This is a genomic window from Pseudomonas sp. VA159-2 (assembly GCF_024126635.1).
In the GTDB taxonomy this organism is placed as follows: domain Bacteria; phylum Pseudomonadota; class Gammaproteobacteria; order Pseudomonadales; family Pseudomonadaceae; genus Aquipseudomonas; species Aquipseudomonas muyukensis.
This window is the reverse complement of record NZ_JAMYBV010000028.1, coordinates 43,254-61,942: the sequence shown is the minus strand read 5'-3', so window position 1 is coordinate 61,942 and position 18,689 is coordinate 43,254. Positions and strand designations below refer to the sequence as shown.

Here is an 18,689-nt window from a genome sequence, read left to right as displayed (position 1 = left end):
TCGCGACACAAGGCCGCTCCTACAGGAGGGCGCGGTCGCCTGTAGGCGCGGCCTTGTGCAGCGAATGGGGCGCTTCTACAGGGATATGACCGCTCCAATTCAAGATTGCCGGGGTCGCTTTGCGACCCTTTCGCGACACAAGGCCGCTCCTACAGGAGGGCGCGGTCGCCTGTAGGAGCGGCCTTGTGTCGCGAAAGGGCTGCAAAGCAGCCCCGGCAAGTCCAAGTCGGACGCCAATTATCAATACCTTGAAAGGGCTGGGCCTTAATGCGAGTGCGGCGCGTGGAACTGCGACGCCAGCTCGCGCAGCAGCGCCTCGGCCTCCAGCACCTTGTTCACCACCTCTTCGGCCTTGTCCCGGGTCAGCCCCAGGCGCTCGAGCAGGGCGTCCGGAATCTCGTCCTGCGGCCCGGAGCCGATCCCCCGGGCGCGCAGCAGGCGCGTCGCCAGGCACACCAGGTTGGGGAAGGCGGCATACTCACCGTCGTACGCCGGGTCGTGCTGGAAGCGCAGGGCCGTGGACAGTTCGTCCGGCATGTCCCACAGCTTCATCAGCCAGGCGCCGATCTGTTCGCGGCTGATACCCAGCAGGTGCTGCTCCACATAGCTGTGGCACAGGTGCGGGTTGACCTCCAGGTGTCGGCAGATCAGCGAGAAGTGCGGTGGGAAGACGTGGGCCAGCAGCAGGTAGCCGAAGTTGTGCAGCAGGCCGGCCAGGTAGGTCAGGCCGGCCTCCGGGCGTTCGGCGCGCGGCATGGCGCGGGTCAGGCCCTCGATTATCGCGGCGGTGTAGATCGACTGCTGCCAGTACGGCGTGGCCTGCTGCGGGTGGTCCTTGGGCAGGCTCAGGGTCTTGCCCAGGGCCAGGCCCAGCGCCAGGTTGATCACCAGGTCAAAGCCCAGCACGCGCACGATGGCGTCTTCCACCGAGCGGATCTTGCCGGGCGAGGCGTAGTAGGGCGATGCCGCCCAGCTGACCACCTGCGCGGCCAGGGCCGGGTCGGTTTCGACGACGCCGGTGATGTCGTCGATGCTGGCATTGGGGTCGACACGCAACTTGATGATCTTTTGCGCGGTGTCGGCCAGCGGCGGGATTTCGATGGTCTGCTCCAGGCGTTGCTGGATGCGCCGGGCGGTGAAGGCCTGGACCGCGCGGATGACTTCCTTGGGCGGGCCGTCCAACTGCTCGAAACTCAGGCGAATATCGCTGATCGGCTGGCCGAAGGTGCTGGCGCTGGCCTTGGCCAGCATCTTCTTGAAGGCGGTGCGGCCGATTTCCAGGAGCAGCCCGGCTTCACCGGACTGGATCAGCAGGGTTTCGTTGTCGAGCAGGCTCTTCTCGTACTGGCACGGCGAGCTGGTCAACGCCGGGATGGCGGGCAGGGTCTTGAGGTGATGCTTGTCGAGCATCTGTTTGAGGCGCGCCAGGGGCACGGCGGTCAGTTTGCGGCCGGTCAGCTCTTCGAGGCGCTTGAGGTCCAGCAGCTGGCTGTGCGGGAACAGCACCATCAGTGCGCCGATCTCGTCGTCGAGCAGCACCGCCTGCACCCGCGAGGCGGCTGGCAGCCCAGGGTGCTCGGCGACCTCGCGGTAGGTCACGCCGAGTTTGTCGAGCAACAGCCGGATGACAGACGGTGCGTGTGGGGTTGCGGTATCCAGGGCAACTTCAGTCATGGTCTGTATCCATTGATTCTTTTAAACGCGAAGTATAACCAGCCTGACCGGCAAGCTGGATCCATAATGGGACGGGCGTCACACCTGGCCATATTGCTGGCCGTGGCGCAGCCAGCGGTCGAGCAGCGGGCTGACGTGCGCCGGCCAACGCGCCAGCAGGGCCTGGGCGGCGTCGCGCACGGCCGGCAGCAGGTCGGCGTCGCGCATCAGGTCGGCGACCTTGAACTGTAGCAGGCCGGTCTGGCGGGTCCCGAGCATCTCGCCGGGGCCGCGCAGCTCCAGGTCTTTTTCGGCGATGATGAAACCGTCGTTGGTTTCGCGCATGATGCCCAGGCGTTCCCGGCCGATCTGCGACAGCGGCGGGTGATAGAGCAGCACGCAGTGGCTCACCGCGCTGCCCCGGCCCACGCGCCCGCGCAGCTGGTGCAATTGGGCCAGGCCCAGGCGCTCGGGGTTTTCGATGATCATCAGGCTGGCGTTGGGCACGTCCACGCCAACCTCGATCACCGTGGTGGCCACCAGCAGTTGCAGCGCGCCGGCCTTGAATTCGGCCATCACCGCGGCTTTCTCTGCCGGCTTCATGCGGCCGTGGATCAGGCCCACGCGCAGCTCGCCCAGGGCGCTGCCCAGCTCTTCGAAGGTGCTTTCGGCGGCCTGGCAGGTGAGTTCTTCGGACTCTTCGATCAAGGTGCACACCCAGTAGGCCTGGCGCCCTTCGGCGCAGGCGGCGCGGACCCGCTCGACCACTTCGAAGCGGCGGCTGTCGGCGACCAGCACGGTGTTCACCGGGGTGCGGCCAGGCGGCAGCTCGTCGAGAATCGAGGTGTCGAGGTCGGCGTAGGCGCTCATGGCCAGGGTGCGCGGGATCGGCGTGGCGGTCATGATCAGCTGGTGCGGACACAGCTGGCCCATCACACCCTTCTTGCGCAGGGCCAGGCGCTGCTGCACGCCAAAGCGGTGCTGTTCGTCGATGATCGCCAGGGCCAGATGCTTGAACTGCACTTCGTCCTGGAACAGCGCGTGGGTGCCGACCACCATCGGCGCACCCCCGGCGATCTGTTCCAGGGCGCTGGCGCGGGCCTTGCCCTTGAGCTTGCCGGCCAGCCAGGCGACTTCGATGCCCAGCGGTTCGAGCCAGCGCTTGAAGGTGATGAAGTGCTGCTCGGCGAGAATCTCGGTGGGCGCCATCAACGCCACCTGGTAGCCGGCCTCCAGGGTCTGCAGCGCGGCGAGCGCGGCGACCACGGTCTTGCCGGCGCCGACATCGCCTTGCACCAGGCGCATCATCGGCTCTGGCTGGCTGAGGTCGTAGGCGATCTCGTTGCCGACCCGTTGCTGTGCGCCGGTCGGCTTGAAACCGAGGTTGGCCAGGTATTGCGCGGGCAGGCGGCTGGCCTTGGGCAGCACGGGTGCGCGCAGGCTGCGCAGGCTTTCGCGCAGGCGCTGCTGGGACAGCTGATGGGTCAGCAGCTCTTCGAAGGCCAGCCGGTGCTGGGCCCAGTGATGCCCTTCGGCCAGTTCGTCGAGGTCGGCATCGGCCGGCGGGTTGTGCAGATAGCGAATGGCATCGCTCAAGGGGGCCAACTGGTAGTCACGGGCCAGCTCGTCGGGCAGCCAGTCGGGCAGGCTGCGCGGGCCGAGCAGGCCGAGGCTTTGCTGGCACAACAGGCGCAGGCGCTGTTGGGTCAGGCCCTCGGTGGTCGGGTAGATCGGCGTCAGGGTCTGTTCCACCGGCGGTGGCGCTTCGTCACCGTTTAGCGCGCGGTATTCCGGGTGGTAGATCTCCAGGCCCGAGGCGCCGGGACGGGCTTCGCCGTAGCAGCGCAGGTGGGTACCCCGTTTCAGGCCTTCCTTCTGCGCGTTGCTGAAGTGGTAAAAGCGCAGGCTCAGCGAACCGCTGCCGTCGCCCAGCCGTACCACCAGGCTGCGGCGCTTGCCCATGGTCACGTCGGCGCCGCTGACCACACCCTCGATCACCGCGTCCTGGCCTGGGCGCAACTGGCCGATGGGTACTACCCGGGTGCGGTCCTGGTAGCGCAACGGTAGGTGGAACAGCAGGTCCTGCAGGTTCTCCAGGCCAACCTTGGCGAGTTTTTCCGCCATGGCATCGCCTACGCCCTTGAGCGTGGTGACCGGGACGTTCGACAGCTCGGTCATGGGCTCAGGCCGGTTGTTCCACGGGCGGCTTGGCCACCGAGCAGAGGCGGATCGAGTCGGCGAGGATCTCGATGGCCTTCGGCCGCGGGAAGCTGGCGCGCCAGGCGATGGCAACGGTACGGAATGGTGCGGGCGCGGTCAGCGGGCGCACTTCGATCACCCCCGGCGCGTAATGATGGCTGTGCACCGCCGACAGCGGCAGGATCGACACGCCCAGGCCCGAGGCGACCATGTGACGGATGGTTTCCAGCGAGCTGGATTCGACCGTGGTGTGCTTGGCGCCTTCGCCACCCTTGTTCAGGGTCGGGCAGGCTTCGAGCACCTGGTCGCGGAAGCAGTGGCCCTCGCCGAGCAGCAGCAGGCTCTTGTCGTTGAGCAGCGCGGTGTCGATGGTGTCCTTGGCGGTCCATGGGTGGTCGGCCGGCATCAGCGCGCAGAACGGCTCGTCGTACAGCGGCAGGGTCAGCACGTCGGCCTCGTTGAACGGCAGGGCGATGATCACCGCGTCCAGTTCGCCATTGCGCAGCTTTTCGCGCAGCACGTGGGTGAAGTTTTCCTCGATGTACAGCGGCATCTGCGGTGCGACCCGGTGCAGCTGCGGAATCAGGTGCGGGAACAGGTACGGGCCAACGGTATAGATGGCGCCGACCTTGAGCGGGGCGGTGAGCTGGTTCTTGCCGGCCTGGGCCAGTTCGCGGATGCCCTGGGCCTGCTCGAGGACCTTCTGCGCCTGGGCGACGATGCTCTCGCCGACCGGGGTCAGGCGTACCGCGCTCTTGCTGCGCTCGAAGATCAGCACGCCGAGTTCATCCTCGAGCTTCTTCACGCCCACCGACAGGGTCGGCTGGCTGACGTGGCAACGCTCGGCGGCATGACCGAAGTGCTGCTCTTGCGCGAGGGTGACGATGTAGCGGAGTTCGGTGAGGGTCATAACGTGCGTCCATGAAGTTGCGGCCCCAGCATAGCGGCTGCAATCGATAGACGCACGTTATCAGACTTGCCGTTTTGTGACAGAAACAAAAACGTCAGCGTCGGTCCAGCGAGTAGACGAACGGCGCGACCACCTCGATCGTGCCATTGTTCAGCAGCTCTGCTGGCGGCTTGGGTACCGTGCCGGCGCGGCGGATCATCTCCAGCGTCGCCCGGTCCAGGGCCGCGCTGCCGGAACCACCGGCCAGCGAGTACGACACCACCTTGCCCTCGGCATCGACCACGAAGCGCAGGCGGTTGATGCCCTGCAACCCGCGACGGCGAGCATCCTCGGGGTACTTCTTGTACTTGGCCAGGTGGCGCAGCAGGTCGCTTTGCCAGCTCGGCAGGGCGTTGCTGTTGGAGGCGATGCTTGGCTGTGGCGCCGCCGACTTCTGCGGTGGCGAGTTGCTCGGCGGCGTGTCCGCGACATCGTCCTTGGCCGGTGGCTCGTCCTTCGGTGGCTCAGGCTTTTTCTCAGGCTTGGGCGGCTGTGGCTTGGCCTTGGGCTTGGGCGGCTTGGGGATGGCGATCTTCGGCTTGGGCGCCTCGGCCAGTTTCGGCAGCGGCGGTTCCTCGACCGGTGTCGGTGGTTTCGGGGCGGCCTTTGGTGGTGGCGGCGGCGCGGGCTCGGGCAGCGGTGCCAGCTCGACCATCATCGCTGCCGGTGGCAGTTCGATGGCCTGGGGCACCGACCAGTTGAGCGTCAGCAGCACGGCGACCGCGTGCACACCCAGCACGAGTGCCAGGCTGCCAGCGTAGCGCGCCATGTTAGAGCGCGTTTTCGTCATTTCTTGGCTGCCGTCTCGAGTCCGACCAGGCCGACCTTCAGGTAACCGGCGGCACGCATGGTGTTCATCACTTCCATCAGGTCGCCGTAGTCGACGCCCTTGTCAGCCTGGAAGAAGATGGTGGTTTCCTTGTCGCCCTTGGTCTTGGCGTCGAGCATGCTGCCAAGCTGATCGGGCTGGGCCACTTGGTCATCGCCGACATACAGCTTCTTGTCGGCCTTGACGCTGACGAACACTGGCTTCTCGGGCCTCGGCGCCGGCTTGGCGGTCGAGGCGGGCAGGTCGACCTTGATGTCGACCGTGGCCAGGGGGGCGGCGACCATGAAGATGATCAGCAGCACCAGCATCACGTCGATGAACGGCGTGACGTTGATTTCGTGGTTTTCGGCGAGGTCGTCGCCACCTTCGTTGAGATGCAGGCCCATGGCTTACCCCACTTTCACCATGTGCGGGGCGGCGCGCTCGCTGCCCTGGTGGTCGAGGTCGCGGCTGACCAGCAGCAGGACCTGGGCCGACGCGTCGGACACCTGCGCTTTGTAGCCGGCGATGGAGCGCGCGAAGACGTTGTAGATGACCACGGCGGGGATCGCCGCGACCAGGCCCAGGGCGGTGGCCAGCAGGGCTTCGGCGATACCTGGGGCGACCACGGCCAGGTTGGTGGTCTGGGTCTTGGCGATGCCGATGAAGCTGTTCATGATGCCCCACACGGTGCCGAACAGACCGACGAACGGCGCGGTGGAGCCGATGGTGGCCAGCACGCCGGTGCCGCTGCTCATGGTGCGACCGCTGGCGGCGACCAGGCGCTCGAGGCGGAAGCTGACGCGCTCCTTGATGCCTTCTTTTTCGCGGGCATTGGCCGACAGGCGCATTTCTTCAAGGGCGTCATGCACCAGGGTGTGGGCCAGGGTGCCCGGCTTGTTGGAGACGTCGCTGGCGTCCTTCAGGCTCACGGCCTTCTTCAGGGCGGCGATCTCGCCACGCAGGCGGCGCTTGGCGCCCATCAGCTCGAAGCCCTTGGCGATCCAGATGGTCCAGGTGATGATCGAGGCGATGGCCAGGCCGATCATCACGGCCTTCACCACCACGTCGGCGTTCTTGTACATGCCCCAGGGGGACAGGTCGTGGGCCATGCCCAGCGACGTGTCCTCGACCATGGCCTGGACGTTTTCGTCAGTGGCGGCCGGGGCCTGGCCCTCGGCGGCAGCGTTGGCATCGACCGGCGCGCCGATAGGCGCCTGGCCTTCGCTGGCCGGTGCTGCCGGGGCACTGGCGGCAATCGGTGCGGCGGCCTGGGCGGCCGGCTCGTCGGCCATGGCCAGCGGGGCCAGGACCAGGCTGAGCATCAGCGCGGCGACGGCGCCCCAGGCGCGCGACGGGGTAGGCGAAGCGGAAGGTTGATTACGTGTCATGCTGGCCGGACCTGATGAAGAGAAATGGGTTGAGTTCTTCAAGGCCTCGAAACAGGCCGAGAACAGACAAGGCGGCCATTATTGCAAGTAATTCTTGTTAACAAAAGAATAGAGATTGCTTTTTTTAACCTTTGTCTAGCCGCTGATCGGTTGATCCGGTTAGCGTGAACCTTTGGATTTGGAGTGGGATGATGTCGGACCTCAGTGCATTGATCGTAGGTTGTGGCGATGTAGGAGGCCGTCTGGCCCGCCAGTTGCTGGCTCGAGGATGGCAGGTCGCGGGCCTGCGCCGCGCGGTGGGGGAGCTGCCTGAAGGGGTGCGGCCGATCGCCGCCGACCTGTCCGATCGCCGCCAGCCGGCCACCTGGCCTGAGCACGGGCCGGACTATCTGGTGTATTGCGTGGCGGCCAGCCAGCACGACGAGGCGGGCTACCGCGCGGCGTATGTGGAGGGGCTGCGGCATGTGCTGGGCTGGCTGGCCGCCAATGGCCAGCACCCTCGGCGATTGCTGTTTGTGTCCAGCAGCAGCGTGTATGCGCAGCAGGACGGCGAATGGATCGACGAGACGGCGGCCACCGCGCCCGAAGGCTATTCCGGCAAGGTGATGCTCGAGGCCGAGCGCCTGGCGCTGGATAGCGGGATCCCTGCCAGCATCGTGCGCCTGACCGGTATCTATGGCCCGGGCCGCGAGTGGCTGTTGAGCCAGGTACGCCAGGGCTATCGTGTGGCCGAGGAGCCGCCGCTGTATGGCAACCGGATTCATGCCGAGGATGCTGCGAGCTTGCTGGCGCACCTGTTGCAGGCGGATGCCCGCGGGGTGGCGCTGGATGATTGCTATATCGGTGTCGATGACGACCCGGCGCCATTGGCCGAGGTGGTTGGCTGGCTGCGGGGGTACCTGGGGGTTACCCAATGGTCAGAGGAGCAGCGGGTGCGGCGTACCGGCAGCAAGCGCTGCAGTAACGCGCGGGCGCGGGCCTTGGGCTGGGCGCCGGTGTATCCGAGCTACAAGGAAGGCTATGCCGCCATCCTGGAAGGTAAGGGCTGAAGTTACAGGCCTAGCGGCTCTTGTAGGAGCGGCCTTGTGTCGCGAAAGGGCCGCGAAGCGGCCCCTGAAATCTATGTGGCGAAGCTGAAGTCCTGGGGGCTGCTTCGCAGCCCTTTCGCGACACAAGGCTGCTCCTACAGAGGTAGGCGTGCTTCAGTCTTTCTCTAGTACCCACTGCCGCGCACCTGCGGCCAGTTGTGGCTTTTCGTCGGGTTGAGCAAGATTCATAGCCTGGTAGATTTCCAGGGTATCGCCGTCGCGCTTGAAAATCCAAGGTGCGCCGCGCTGGTTGCGTTCCAGCCACAAACTGTCATTGCCGTTGCCCATATCAGCGCAGTCGCCCGCCAGGCACAGCGCGAAGCGGTCCGGCCCGGGCAGGCCGGTGACAGTGCCGGTGTCGCTGAAACGCACGACCGCGCCTTTGCCCGGGCCTTCGACGATCTTCCAGTCGCCGCCCAGGTAGGCCTGGTACAGCGCCCTCTCGAAGCTGCCGCCCAGGGGCGCGTTGCCTGCCGCTTTACTGCGCGCGAAGGTCTGCTGGTGGCCGGAAGGGTCACTGGCCTGCAGTTCGTCGCCATCGAGCTTCAATTGCTCGGTCTGGCCGCCCTCGAAGTTGACCTGCCAGTTCTTCTCATCAGCGCTCAGGCGCCCGTCGGCGGCCTCGAAGCCATTGCTGAAGCTGGCTTGCTGGTTGCTGACGTCGATCTTCCACTCGAACACCGGGCCATGCTCGCTCAGCGCCTGGCGCAGGCTGATGCCCTTGGCGGCGGCGTCGATGGCCGTCTGGTTGATCCAGGTGCCGTTGAAATCTTCGGGTTTGTGGCTGGCGCAGCCGCCCAGGAGCAGGGCTGCCAGTGCGAGAGGCAATGCGTGGCGCATGGTGTGGACCTTGGCGGAAGAAGGGGTGACGGGCGAACGCCCGTCACCGGGGAGCATCAGTCGATGACCAGGATGGCGTCCATTTCGACCTGGGCGCCCTTGGGCAGCGCGGCAACGCCGATGGCGGCGCGGGCCGGGTAAGGCTGCTGGAAGTAGCGGCCCATGATTTCGTTGACCTTGGCGAAGTGGCTGAGGTCGGTGAGGAAGATGTTCAGCTTGACGATGTCCTTGAACGAACCGCCTGCCGCCTCGGCAACCGACTTCAGGTTCTCGAACACCTGCACGGTCTGGGCTTCGAAGCCTTCGACCAGCTCCATGGTCTTTGGATCGAGCGGAATCTGGCCCGACATGTAGACGGTGTTGCCGGCCTTGATCGCCTGCGAGTAAGTGCCGATGGCGGCAGGGGCCTTGTCGCTGTTGATGACGGTCTTGCTCATGATGACTCCTTGCGGTTGGCGGACTACGCACGCGTCCGGGTGATGCGGACCACGCCGGTGAGGGTGCGCAGTTTCTTGATCACACGGGCCAGGTGCACGCGGTCGCGCACGCTGACCACCAGTTGGACCACGCTGATACGGCCGTCGCGTTCGTCCATGCTGATTTTCTCGATGTTGCCGTCGGCGGCGTTGACGCTGCTGGCCAGCAGGGCGATCAGGCCGCGCTGGTGCTCCAGCTCGACGCGCAGCTCGACATTGAACTCGCCGGTGATGTCCTTGGCCCAGGAGAGTTGCAGGCACTTCTCTGGGTTGTGGCGGATTTCACTGATGTTGCGGCAGTCTTCCAGGTGCACCACCATGCCCTTGCCTGCCGACAGGTGGCCGACGATGGCATCGCCCGGGATCGGCGTGCAGCACTTGGCGTAGCTGAGCACCAGGCCCTCGGTGCCGCGGATCGCCAGCGGCCCTTCCGGCGCCGGCAGTTGCTCGCCCTCGGCGGACAGCAGGCGGCGGGCCACCACATAGGCCATGCGGTTGCCCAGGCCGATGTCCTCGAGCAGGTCCTCGACCAGCTCCAGGCGGTACTCGCTGAGAATGGCCTGGATGCGCTCCTGGGGAATCAGCTCCAGGCTGCTGTCGAAGCCGGTCAGCACCTTGTTCAGCAGGCGCTCGCCGAGGCTGATGGACTCGGAGCGGCGCTGCTGCTTGAGGGCGTGGCGAATATGCGTGCGCGCCTTGCCGGTGACCACGAAGTTGAGCCAGGCCGGATTGGGCCGGGCCCCCGGGGCGCTGACGATTTCCACCGTGGAGCCGCTCTGCAGCGGCTCGGACAGCGGCGCCAGGCGGCGGTTGATGCGGCAGGCGATGCAGCTGTTGCCGACGTCGGTGTGCACCGCGTAGGCGAAGTCGACGGCGGTGGAGCCTTTGGGCAGCTCCATGATCCGTCCCTTGGGGGTGAAGACGTAGACCTCGTCGGGGAACAGGTCGATCTTCACGCTCTCGATGAATTCCAGCGAGTTGCCGGCGCGCTGCTGCAGCTCGAGGATGCCCTTGACCCACTGACGGGCACGGGCGTGGCTACCCTTGGGCTGCTCCTGCTCGTTGGACTTGTACAGCCAGTGCGCGGCGATGCCGTTGTTGGCCATCTCCTCCATCTCGCGGGTGCGGATCTGGATTTCGATGGGCACGCCGTGCATGCCGAACAACGTGGTGTGCAACGACTGGTAGCCGTTGGCCTTGGGAATCGCGATGTAGTCCTTGAAGCGCCCCGGCAGCGGCTTGTACAGGTTGTGCACGGCGCCGAGCACGCGGTAGCAGGTGTCGACCTTGTCGACGATGATGCGGAAGGCGTACACGTCCATGATCTCGGTGAAGGCGCGGCGCTTGCCGCGCATCTTCTTGTAGATGCCATAGAGGTGTTTCTGCCGGCCGCTGACTTCGCCTGCGATGCCGTCGGCGGCCAGGCAGTTGGCCAGCGAGGTCTCGATCTTGGCGACGATCTCCTTGCGGTTGCCACGGGCGGCCTTGACCGCGCGGTGGATCAACGTCGAGCGCATCGGGTGCATGGCCTTGAAGCCGAGGTCCTCGAACTCCACGCGCACGGTGTGCATCCCCAGGCGGTTGGCGATGGGGGCGTAGATCTCGAGGGTTTCCTTGGCGATGCGCCGGCGCTTCTCGCCCGACAGCACCTCCAGGGTGCGCATGTTGTGCAGGCGGTCGGCCAGCTTGACCAGGATCACGCGGATATCGCGGGCCATGGCCATGGCCATCTTCTGGAAGTTCTCGGCCTGCGCCTCGGCCTTGGTCTCGAAGTTCATCTGGGTCAGCTTGCTGACCCCGTCGACCAGCTCGGCGACCGTCTCGCCGAATTGCTGGCTCAAGGCTTCCTTGGCGATGCCGGTGTCTTCGATCACGTCGTGCAGCATGGCCGCCATCAGGCTCTGATGGTCCATGTGCATGTCGGCGAGGATGCTGGCCACGGCCAGCGGGTGGGTCACGTAGGGCTCGCCGCTGCGGCGGCGCTGCCCATCGTGGGCCTGTTCGGCGTAGAAGTAGGCGCGCCGGACCAGGTTGACCTGTTCGGGGCCTAGATAAGTCGACAGCCGTTCGGCGAGGGCTTCTATACCCGGCATGGGTTCACCTCTTGCTGAAGAAGAGGGCCTTGCGCCGCACGGTGTCGACTGGGCATCAATCAGACCGCCTCGTTGTTCTCGTCCTCGAATGCGGCGAACACCGGATCTTCGGTGACGATCTCTTCGGCGGCGATGAATTCAGGGGTGACGATACCTTCGGCGATCTCACGCAGGGCGACGACGGTCGGCTTGTCGTTTTCCCATGCAACGCGTGGCTCTTTGCCGCCGGTCGCCAGCTGGCGGGCGCGCTTGGTCGAGAGCATGACCAGCTCGAAGCGGTTATCCACGTGTTCCAGGCAGTCTTCAACAGTTACGCGGGCCATGGTCTTCCTCAGTAGCAAATGCGGTAGGCGTGCGCCCAGAATGGGCAGGCGGACTCGATAGTTTAAAAAATCACCAGCCAATAGGGAAGGGCTGTTTTGTCGGGTGTGCCTGAGACGCCTCTATCGGGGGCGGTCCAGGCTACTGGAGCCCACCGCCGATGCCCGACAATAGCCTGCCGTCCATCGCCGACACAACCGCCCTTGACGCGTTAACGCAACATTGCGTCGCGCAGGCGCGGGGTCAGTTCCTCGAACAAGGTCTGCACCGAGCGCAAGGCCCGGCAGTCCGGGCGGGTCAGCAGCCACAGCTGGGTGTCGCAGCCCGGTAGCGGGCCGCTCAGCGCCTCGACCCCCGGCAGGGCGTGAACCATGTAGTCGGGCAGCGCCGCCACGCCCAGGCCGGTGGTCACCAGTTGGGCGATGGTCGACATGCCGCTGCACTGGTAGCGCGGGATCAGCCCGGGGTGGTGCTGGTTGCGCCAGACCACGGTGGCGTGGTCCTGCATGGAGTCGTCAGGGGCGATCCACGGCACGCTGGCGGGGGAGGCCTCGAGCCGCTCGCGCAGCTGCGCACGCCCGCAGATCACGTAGCTGGTCGAGCCCAGGCAGCGGCCCACCAGGTGCTCCGGCGGCGTATTGGTCAGGCGCAGGGCAATGTCGGCGTCGCGGCGGCTGAGGTTGGCGAACGTGTTGGAGGTGCCCATTTCCAGCGACAACGCCGGGTAGTTGGGCATGAACTCGGCCAGTGCCGGCAGCAGCAGGCTGTGCAGCACCGCTTCGGTACAGGTCAGGCGCACCGTGCCGCTGACCACCTGCTCGCCGCTGGTCAGGGCGATACGCGCGGCGTCCAGTGCCTGCTCGGCGCGCTCGGCCTGCTCGGCCAGGGCCTGGGCGGTGTCGGTGGGCAGGTAGCCCTTGCGGCTCTTGACGAACAGCGCGGTGCCCAGCGCCGACTCCAGCCGCCGGATCGAGCGGAACACCGTGGAAACGTCGACCTTGAGCAGCTCGGCGGCCTTGGCCAGGGAGCGCCCGCGTTCCAGCGCCAGGACCAGGGCGAGGTCCGCATGGTTGATCTGATATTGCATCGATGCACGCTCTGCTTGCCGAAATGCCAATGTCTGTTGCGTGGGGGCCATTTTATAGTGAAACGGCCCCCGGGAATCAATGCACCCGGTCGGCAACCAGCCCCCAACGATGGGCCAGTGAAAAGAACAACAGCAGCACCATCGTCGCCCTACCAGGCGTCATCCGCAGTTCCCACATCGCCGCTCCAAATCGAAGGATGTACAGCCATGACGTCGGTCTCCCCGTGCGCCAGTTCTTCCCGCGAGATGAATGAGTTCCTGGATGCCCATCCGGATACCCAGTACGTCGACCTGCTGATCTCCGACATGAACGGGGTGGTGCGCGGCAAGCGCATCGAGCGCGCCAGCCTGCACAAGGTGTACGAAAAGGGCATCAACCTGCCGGCCTCGCTGTTCGCCCTCGACATCAACGGCTCGACCGTCGAAAGCACCGGCCTGGGCCTGGACATCGGCGACGCCGACCGTGTCTGCCACCCCATCCCCGGCACGCTGTCCGACGAGCCGTGGCAGAAGCGCCCGACCGCCCAGTTGCTGATGACCATGCACGAGCTGGACGGCGCGCCGTTCTTCGCCGACCCGCGCGAGGTGCTGCGCCAGGTGGTGGCCAAGTTCGATGCCCTGGGCCTGGATATCTGCGCAGCCTTCGAGCTGGAGTTCTACTTGATCGACCAGGACAACCTCAACGGCCGGCCTCAACCGCCGCGCTCGCCGCTTTCGGGCAAGCGTCCGCAGTCGACCCAGGTGTACCTGATCGACGATCTCGACGAATACGCCGACTGCCTGCAGGACATGCTCGAGGCCGCCAAGGAACAAGGCCTGCCGGCCGACGCCATCGTCAAGGAAAGCGCCCCGGCGCAGTTCGAGGTCAACCTGCATCATGTCGCCGATCCGCTCAAGGCCTGCGACTACGCGATCTTGCTCAAGCGCCTGATCAAGAACGTCGCCTACGACCATGAAATGGACACCACCTTCATGGCCAAGCCCTACCCGGGCCAGGCGGGCAACGGCCTGCACGTGCACATTTCGCTGCTGGACAAGAAAACCGGCAAGAACATCTTCGCCAACGACGACCCGCTGCAAAGCGACGCGCTGCGCCACGCCATCGGCGGCGTGCTGGAGACCATGCCGGCGTCGATGGCCTTCCTTTGCCCGAACATCAACTCCTACCGCCGCTTCGGCGCTCAGTTCTATGTGCCCAATGCACCGAGCTGGGGCCTGGACAACCGCACCGTGGCCGTACGCGTGCCCACCGACAGCAGCGACAACGTGCGCATCGAGCACCGCGTGGCCGGTGCCGATGCCAACCCGTATTTGATGCTCGCGGCGATCCTCGCCGGCATCCATCACGGCCTGACCCAGCAGGTCGAGCCGGGCGCGCCGATCGAGGGCAACGCGTACGAGCAACTGGAGCAGAGCCTGCCGAACAACCTGCGCGACGCCCTGCGCGCGCTGGATGACAGCGAAGTGCTCAACCAATACATCAGCCCGGACTACATCGATATCTTCGTGGCCTGCAAGGAGAGCGAGCTGGCCGAGTTCGAAGTGTCGATCTCCGACCTTGAGTACAACTGGTACCTGCACACGGTGTAAGCCCATGAGCGCAATTGCGGTCCCCTTGATCGGTGTCAGCGCCTGCCGTCAGCAGGTGGGGAAGAACTCGTCGCACACGGTGGGCGACAAGTATGTCGAGGCCGCAGGCTTCGCCGGGCTGCCGCTGATCCTGCCGGCGCGCGATGGCGGCAGCGACCCGCAGGCGCTGTTGGCACGCCTGGATGGCATTCTTTTTACCGGTTCGCCTTCAAATGTCGAGCCGCATCATTACAATGGCGCGCCCAGCGTGGAAGGCACTCGCCACGACCTGGCGCGCGACCGGCTGACATTGCCCCTGCTGCAGGCGGCAATCGCCGCCGGCGTGCCGGTGTTGTGCATCTGCCGTGGTTTCCAGGAGCTGAACGTGGCCCTTGGCGGCAGCCTGCACCAGCGGGTGCAGGAACTGCCCGGCTACCTGGACCACCGCGAACCTGAGGACGCACCCCTGCAGGTGCAGTACGGCCCTCGGCACCCGGTCAGCATTGCGCCTGGCGGCGTGTTCGAGCGCCTGGGCCTGGCTGCGCAGTTCGAGGTCAACTCGCTGCACAGCCAGGGCATCGACCGCCTGGCCCCGGGCCTGCGTGTCGAGGCACGGGCCCCGGATGGCCTGATCGAAGCGGTGTCGATGCCTGACGCGCCGGGCTTTGTACTCGGCGTGCAGTGGCACCCTGAATGGCGTTTCGCCGAAAACCCGGTTTCGCTGCGCCTGTTCGAGGCGTTCCGCGAGGCTTGCATTGCCCATGCTGCACGGGAGGGTGCGCGTCAGAAAACACCCTGACGTTAGCCGAAGGTCCTGGATGACCGTGCCCCACCGCGAGCTTTCAATGAGTGAAAGCGGGCCCTCTACGGCGGGCCTGTGAAAACAATTCCAATAGTTACGGCACAGACTCATGAATGAATACACAGAAGCCGGCCGCCCACCCGACACGGCGTGCGACTCGGGCAACACCCAGCGCAGCAAGGGCTTGGCCAAGGGTCGGCTCGGCCTGCTGGCCAGCGTTGTATTGGGCATCTCCACCATCGCTCCGGTCTACACCCTGACCGGCGCGCTCGGCCCGACCGTGCGCGAAGTCGGCGCCCACCTGCCAGCGGTGTTCATCGTCGGCTTCCTGCCGATGCTGCTGGTGGCCCTGGGTTATCGCGAGCTGAACTCGGCGGAGCCCGACAGCGGTACCTCCTTTACCTGGTCGGCCCGTGCGTTCGGCCCGATGATCGGCTGGATCGGCGGCTGGGGGCTGGTGGTGGCCACCACCATCGTGCTGTCCAACCTGGCCGGCGTGGCGGTGGACTTCTTCTACCTGTTCCTCGCGCAGATCACCGGCAACCAGGAACTGGCGGCCCTGGCCGACAACCTGTTGGTCAACGTCAGTACCTGTTGCGTGTTCATCGCCCTGGCGGTGTGGATTTGCTGCCGCGGCATGGCCACCACCATGACGGTGCAGTACGGCTTGGTGGCGTTGCAACTGCTGGTGCTGGTCGGCTTTGCCTTCGCCGCCTTCGGTGAAACCACCGCGCCACCGCCGCTGGCGTTCGACCTGGCCTGGTTCAACCCGTTTGGCGTCGAGTCTTTCTCCGCCTTTGCCGCCGGCCTGTCGCTGTCGATCTTCATTTTCTGGGGCTGGGACGTGTGCCTGACCGTCAGCGAAGAGTCGGTGGGTAGCGAAGAGGTGCCGGGCAAGGCCGCCACCTGGACTGTGCTGCTGATTCTCGGCCTGTACCTGCTCACCGCCATCGCCACCCTGCAGTTCGCCGGGATCAGCGACCAAGGCCTGGGCCTGGGCAACCCGCGTATCCAGGAAAACGTCTTCGCCCACCTGGCCGGTCCGGTCATGGGGCCGCTGGCGATCCTGATGTCCATCGCCGTGCTGGCCAGTACCGCCGCCTCGCTGCAGTCGACCTTTGTGTCGCCGGCACGCACGTTGCTGGCCATGGGTTATTACGGTGCCGTGCCACAGCGCTTCGCCAAGGTCTGCCCGCGTTCGCAGACGCCGCGCTACGCGACCATCTGCGCCGGTATCGCCGCGGCTGTGTTCTACGTGACCATGCGCACCCTCAGCGAGAACGTGCTGGCCGACACCATCACCGCGCTGGGCATGATGATCTGCTTCTATTACTCGCTGACCGCGTTCGCCTGTGTCTGGTATTTCCGCCACAGCCTGTTCGACAGCGTGCGGCACTTCTTCATGCGTGGCGTGTGCCCGCTGGTGGGGGGAGTGATTCTGTCGGTGATCTTCGTGCGCACCGCCATCGACAGCGCTTCGCCGGACTTCGGCAGCGGCTCGCATGTGGCCGGGCTGGGGCTGGTGTTCGTGATCGCGGCGATCATCTCGGCACTGGGGATCGTGCTGATGATGCTGTCCCGCCTGCGGGCGCCGGCGTATTTCCTGGGGGCTACCCTGCGTCAGCAGGCGACCATTCCACTGCAGGAATAATGCTGGGGGCGCTTTGCGCCCCTTTCGCGACACCAGGCCGCTCCTACAGCAGATCGCATCAGTCCATATTGACGCGATCCCTTGTAGGGGCGGCCTTGTGTCGCGAAAGGGCTGCAAAGCAGCCCCGTGCGGTCTATCAGCAGAGCAGTTCTTTCAGCAGCCCACTGTTGCGCTGCTGTTGCTTCTTCAACGCCAGGCGATTCGAGCGGAACACCGCCTTCAAGTCTTCCAGCGCAACGGCGAAGTCGTCATTGATGATGACGTACTCGTATTCGTCGTAGTGCACCATCTCGCTGACCGCTTCCTTCATACGCCCGGCGATGATTTCCTCGCTGTCTTGCCCGCGGCCATCCAGGCGCTGGCGCAAAGCCTCCTGGCTGGGCGGCAGGATGAAGATCGAGCGCGCCTCGGGCATCAGCTTGCGCACCTGCTGGGCACCTTGCCAGTCGATTTCCAGGATCAGGTCGAAGCCTTGGTCCAGGGTTTCCTGCAACGCGCTGCGCGAGGTGCCGTAGAAGTTGCCGAACACCTCGGCATGCTCGAGGAAATCACCCTTGGCGATCAGTACCTTGAACGCTTCGTGGGCCACGAAGTGGTAGTTCACCCCGTGGATTTCGCCTGGACGCATGGCGCGGGTGGTGTGGGAGACCGAGACGCGTACGCGCGGGTCGTCCTTGATCAGGGCCGTGACCAGGCTGGTCTTGCCGGCGCCGGACGGGGCCGAGACGATGTAGAGGGTGCCGCTGCTATGGTTCATGGTAGGGGTGGCCTTACTCGATGTTCTGTACTTGTTCACGCATCTGTTCGATCAGCACCTTGAGGTTGACCGCCGCCTGGGTGCTGCGCGGGTCGAACGCCTTGGAGCCGAGGGTGTTGGCTTCGCGGTTGAGCTCCTGCATCAGGAAGTCCAGGCGCCGGCCGGCGGCGCCGCCGGACTTGAGCACCCGACGGACTTCGGTGACGTGGGTGCTGAGGCGGTCGAGTTCCTCGGCGACGTCGCTCTTCTGCGCCAGCAGGACCATTTCCTGCTCCAGGCGCTGCGGGTCGAGTTCGGCCTGCATGTCGCTGAAGCGGTCGAGGACCTTCTGCCGTTGGGCGGCCAGCATCTGCGGCACCAGGGCGCGCAGGGTGGTGACTTCGCTGGCCATGCTGTCCAGGCGCTCGTTGATCAGCCGGGCCAGTTCGGCGCCTTCGCGCTGACGGCCGGCCTTGAGCTCGGCCAGGGCCTCGTCGAACAGGGCGAGGGCTTCGGCGTTGAGGGCCTGGGGATCGGTCGCATCGGCCACCAGCACGCCTGGCCAGGCCAGCACTTCCAGTGGATTGAGTGGGGCCGGTTGCTTGATCAGGCTGGCCACGGTCTCGGCGGCGGCGACCAGTTGCGCGGCGCGCTCGCGGTCGACCTGCAGCGGCTTGCCGGCGTTGTCTTCGCTCAGGCGCAGGGTGCATTCGACCTTGCCGCGCGACAGGCCCTGGCGCAGGCCTTCACGGACCGCGCCCTCGAGGTCGCGCAGGGCCTCGGGCAGGCGCAGGTGAGGCTCGAGATAACGGTGGTTGACCGAGCGCAGTTCCCAGGCCAGGGTGCCTTGGCTGCCCGCGCGCTCGACACGGGCAAATGCGGTCATGCTGTGCACCATGGGGGCGTACCTCGCGAATTCAGGTGAACGGGGGAGAGCCTTCCGGCTGCAAGGCGCAGGATTGTAGCGCAGTGCGGCCCGGGCGCCCAATCCACCCCATGCTAGCGGCAGGCTTACGCGGGCATGGG

General features: G+C 65.8%; 17 protein-coding genes. 4 read left to right on the top strand and 13 right to left on the bottom strand.

Translation table 11 applies throughout. The features are described from left to right. Window positions 1-264: 264 nt before the first annotated feature. From NJG22_RS21250 to exbB, 6 genes are all read right to left on the bottom strand, one after another. Complete coding sequence (locus tag NJG22_RS21250; protein ID WP_253097516.1) at window positions 265-1,674, bottom strand: aminoacyl-tRNA deacylase and HDOD domain-containing protein; 1,410 nt, start codon at window positions 1,672-1,674, stop codon at window positions 265-267. Window positions 1,675-1,752: 78 nt separating this feature from the next. After that, a complete protein-coding gene (recG, locus tag NJG22_RS21245; protein ID WP_253097514.1) occupies window positions 1,753-3,831 on the bottom strand; it encodes an ATP-dependent DNA helicase RecG in 2,079 nt (692 codons plus the stop codon). A gap of 4 nt (window positions 3,832-3,835) precedes the next feature. Further along, entirely contained in the window at window positions 3,836-4,762 is a 927-nt protein-coding gene (locus tag NJG22_RS21240; protein ID WP_134689181.1) for a hydrogen peroxide-inducible genes activator, read from the bottom strand. Between the two features lie 94 nt (window positions 4,763-4,856). Beyond that, a complete protein-coding gene (locus NJG22_RS21235) occupies window positions 4,857-5,591 on the bottom strand; it encodes an energy transducer TonB (protein WP_253097512.1) in 735 nt (244 codons plus the stop codon). Beyond that, the gene (gene exbD / locus NJG22_RS21230; protein ID WP_134689183.1) at window positions 5,588-6,016 is read right to left on the bottom strand and encodes a TonB system transport protein ExbD; all 429 of its coding nucleotides are present in this window, start codon (window positions 6,014-6,016) and stop codon (window positions 5,588-5,590) included. The genes NJG22_RS21235 and exbD overlap by 4 nt, the downstream gene beginning before the upstream one ends. 3 nt (window positions 6,017-6,019) lie before the next feature. Further along, window positions 6,020-7,000 carry a tonB-system energizer ExbB gene (gene exbB, locus NJG22_RS21225; protein ID WP_253097510.1) on the bottom strand — a complete coding sequence of 327 codons (981 nt, stop codon included), beginning with the start codon at window positions 6,998-7,000 and terminating at the stop codon, window positions 6,020-6,022. Between the two features lie 191 nt (window positions 7,001-7,191). Here exbB and NJG22_RS21220 point away from each other — a divergent pair, with 191 nt between their 5' ends. After that, a complete protein-coding gene (locus NJG22_RS21220) occupies window positions 7,192-8,049 on the top strand; it encodes an SDR family oxidoreductase (protein ID WP_253097508.1) in 858 nt (285 codons plus the stop codon). Window positions 8,050-8,202: 153 nt separating this feature from the next. Here the strand turns inward: NJG22_RS21220 and NJG22_RS21215 are convergent, their stop codons facing one another. The 5 genes from NJG22_RS21215 to NJG22_RS21195 all read right to left on the bottom strand — a co-directional run bounded on the left by NJG22_RS21215 (window position 8,203) and on the right by NJG22_RS21195 (window position 12,905). Continuing rightward, window positions 8,203-8,928: a hypothetical protein gene (locus tag NJG22_RS21215; RefSeq protein WP_253097506.1), complete on the bottom strand. Its 726-nt coding sequence runs from the start codon at window positions 8,926-8,928 to the stop codon at window positions 8,203-8,205. A 56-nt stretch (window positions 8,929-8,984) separates the two neighbouring features. Further along, window positions 8,985-9,365: a RidA family protein gene (locus NJG22_RS21210; RefSeq protein WP_253097503.1), complete on the bottom strand. Its 381-nt coding sequence runs from the start codon at window positions 9,363-9,365 to the stop codon at window positions 8,985-8,987. 23 nt (window positions 9,366-9,388) lie between these two features. Continuing rightward, window positions 9,389-11,497, bottom strand: a complete 2,109-nt coding sequence (gene spoT / locus NJG22_RS21205) for a bifunctional GTP diphosphokinase/guanosine-3',5'-bis pyrophosphate 3'-pyrophosphohydrolase (protein ID WP_217851727.1) — start codon at window positions 11,495-11,497, stop codon at window positions 9,389-9,391. A 59-nt stretch (window positions 11,498-11,556) separates the two neighbouring features. After that, window positions 11,557-11,820, bottom strand: a complete 264-nt coding sequence (rpoZ, locus tag NJG22_RS21200) for a DNA-directed RNA polymerase subunit omega (RefSeq protein ID WP_008091595.1) — start codon at window positions 11,818-11,820, stop codon at window positions 11,557-11,559. 209 nt (window positions 11,821-12,029) lie between these two features. Next, entirely contained in the window at window positions 12,030-12,905 is an 876-nt protein-coding gene (locus NJG22_RS21195) for a LysR family transcriptional regulator (RefSeq protein WP_253097501.1), read from the bottom strand. Window positions 12,906-13,151: 246 nt separating this feature from the next. On the opposite strand from NJG22_RS21195, the gene NJG22_RS21190 reads away from it, so the two are divergent. The 3 genes from NJG22_RS21190 to NJG22_RS21180 all read left to right on the top strand — a co-directional run bounded on the left by NJG22_RS21190 (window position 13,152) and on the right by NJG22_RS21180 (window position 16,927). Next, window positions 13,152-14,495: a glutamine synthetase family protein gene (locus NJG22_RS21190; RefSeq protein ID WP_253097524.1), complete on the top strand. Its 1,344-nt coding sequence runs from the start codon at window positions 13,152-13,154 to the stop codon at window positions 14,493-14,495. 4 nt (window positions 14,496-14,499) lie between these two features. After that, window positions 14,500-15,273, top strand: a complete 774-nt coding sequence (locus NJG22_RS21185; protein ID WP_253097500.1) for a gamma-glutamyl-gamma-aminobutyrate hydrolase family protein — start codon at window positions 14,500-14,502, stop codon at window positions 15,271-15,273. A gap of 112 nt (window positions 15,274-15,385) precedes the next feature. Further along, complete coding sequence (locus tag NJG22_RS21180) at window positions 15,386-16,927, top strand: APC family permease (RefSeq protein ID WP_253097498.1); 1,542 nt, start codon at window positions 15,386-15,388, stop codon at window positions 16,925-16,927. A gap of 136 nt (window positions 16,928-17,063) precedes the next feature. On the opposite strand, the gene gmk is transcribed toward NJG22_RS21180, so the two are convergent. Both gmk and NJG22_RS21170 read right to left on the bottom strand, forming a co-directional pair. Next, window positions 17,064-17,684 carry a guanylate kinase gene (gene gmk, locus NJG22_RS21175; protein ID WP_253097489.1) on the bottom strand — a complete coding sequence of 207 codons (621 nt, stop codon included), beginning with the start codon at window positions 17,682-17,684 and terminating at the stop codon, window positions 17,064-17,066. A 13-nt stretch (window positions 17,685-17,697) separates the two neighbouring features. After that, window positions 17,698-18,561, bottom strand: a complete 864-nt coding sequence (locus tag NJG22_RS21170; RefSeq protein WP_253097487.1) for a YicC/YloC family endoribonuclease — start codon at window positions 18,559-18,561, stop codon at window positions 17,698-17,700. Window positions 18,562-18,689: the final 128 nt, after the last annotated feature.

Coding starts and splice junctions, on each gene's coding strand:
- NJG22_RS21250 (WP_253097516.1), bottom strand. CDS start 1,674: ATGACTGAAGTTGCCCTGGATACCGCAACCCCACACGCACCGTCTGTC.
- recG (WP_253097514.1), bottom strand. CDS start 3,831: ATGACCGAGCTGTCGAACGTCCCGGTCACCACGCTCAAGGGCGTAGGC.
- NJG22_RS21240 (WP_134689181.1), bottom strand. CDS start 4,762: ATGACCCTCACCGAACTCCGCTACATCGTCACCCTCGCGCAAGAGCAG.
- NJG22_RS21235 (WP_253097512.1), bottom strand. CDS start 5,591: ATGACGAAAACGCGCTCTAACATGGCGCGCTACGCTGGCAGCCTGGCA.
- exbD (WP_134689183.1), bottom strand. CDS start 6,016: ATGGGCCTGCATCTCAACGAAGGTGGCGACGACCTCGCCGAAAACCAC.
- exbB (WP_253097510.1), bottom strand. CDS start 7,000: ATGACACGTAATCAACCTTCCGCTTCGCCTACCCCGTCGCGCGCCTGG.
- NJG22_RS21220 (WP_253097508.1), top strand. CDS start 7,192: ATGTCGGACCTCAGTGCATTGATCGTAGGTTGTGGCGATGTAGGAGGC.
- NJG22_RS21215 (WP_253097506.1), bottom strand. CDS start 8,928: ATGCGCCACGCATTGCCTCTCGCACTGGCAGCCCTGCTCCTGGGCGGC.
- NJG22_RS21210 (WP_253097503.1), bottom strand. CDS start 9,365: ATGAGCAAGACCGTCATCAACAGCGACAAGGCCCCTGCCGCCATCGGC.
- spoT (WP_217851727.1), bottom strand. CDS start 11,497: ATGCCGGGTATAGAAGCCCTCGCCGAACGGCTGTCGACTTATCTAGGC.
- rpoZ (WP_008091595.1), bottom strand. CDS start 11,820: ATGGCCCGCGTAACTGTTGAAGACTGCCTGGAACACGTGGATAACCGC.
- NJG22_RS21195 (WP_253097501.1), bottom strand. CDS start 12,905: ATGCAATATCAGATCAACCATGCGGACCTCGCCCTGGTCCTGGCGCTG.
- NJG22_RS21190 (WP_253097524.1), top strand. CDS start 13,152: ATGAATGAGTTCCTGGATGCCCATCCGGATACCCAGTACGTCGACCTG.
- NJG22_RS21185 (WP_253097500.1), top strand. CDS start 14,500: ATGAGCGCAATTGCGGTCCCCTTGATCGGTGTCAGCGCCTGCCGTCAG.
- NJG22_RS21180 (WP_253097498.1), top strand. CDS start 15,386: ATGAATGAATACACAGAAGCCGGCCGCCCACCCGACACGGCGTGCGAC.
- gmk (WP_253097489.1), bottom strand. CDS start 17,684: ATGAACCATAGCAGCGGCACCCTCTACATCGTCTCGGCCCCGTCCGGC.
- NJG22_RS21170 (WP_253097487.1), bottom strand. CDS start 18,561: ATGGTGCACAGCATGACCGCATTTGCCCGTGTCGAGCGCGCGGGCAGC.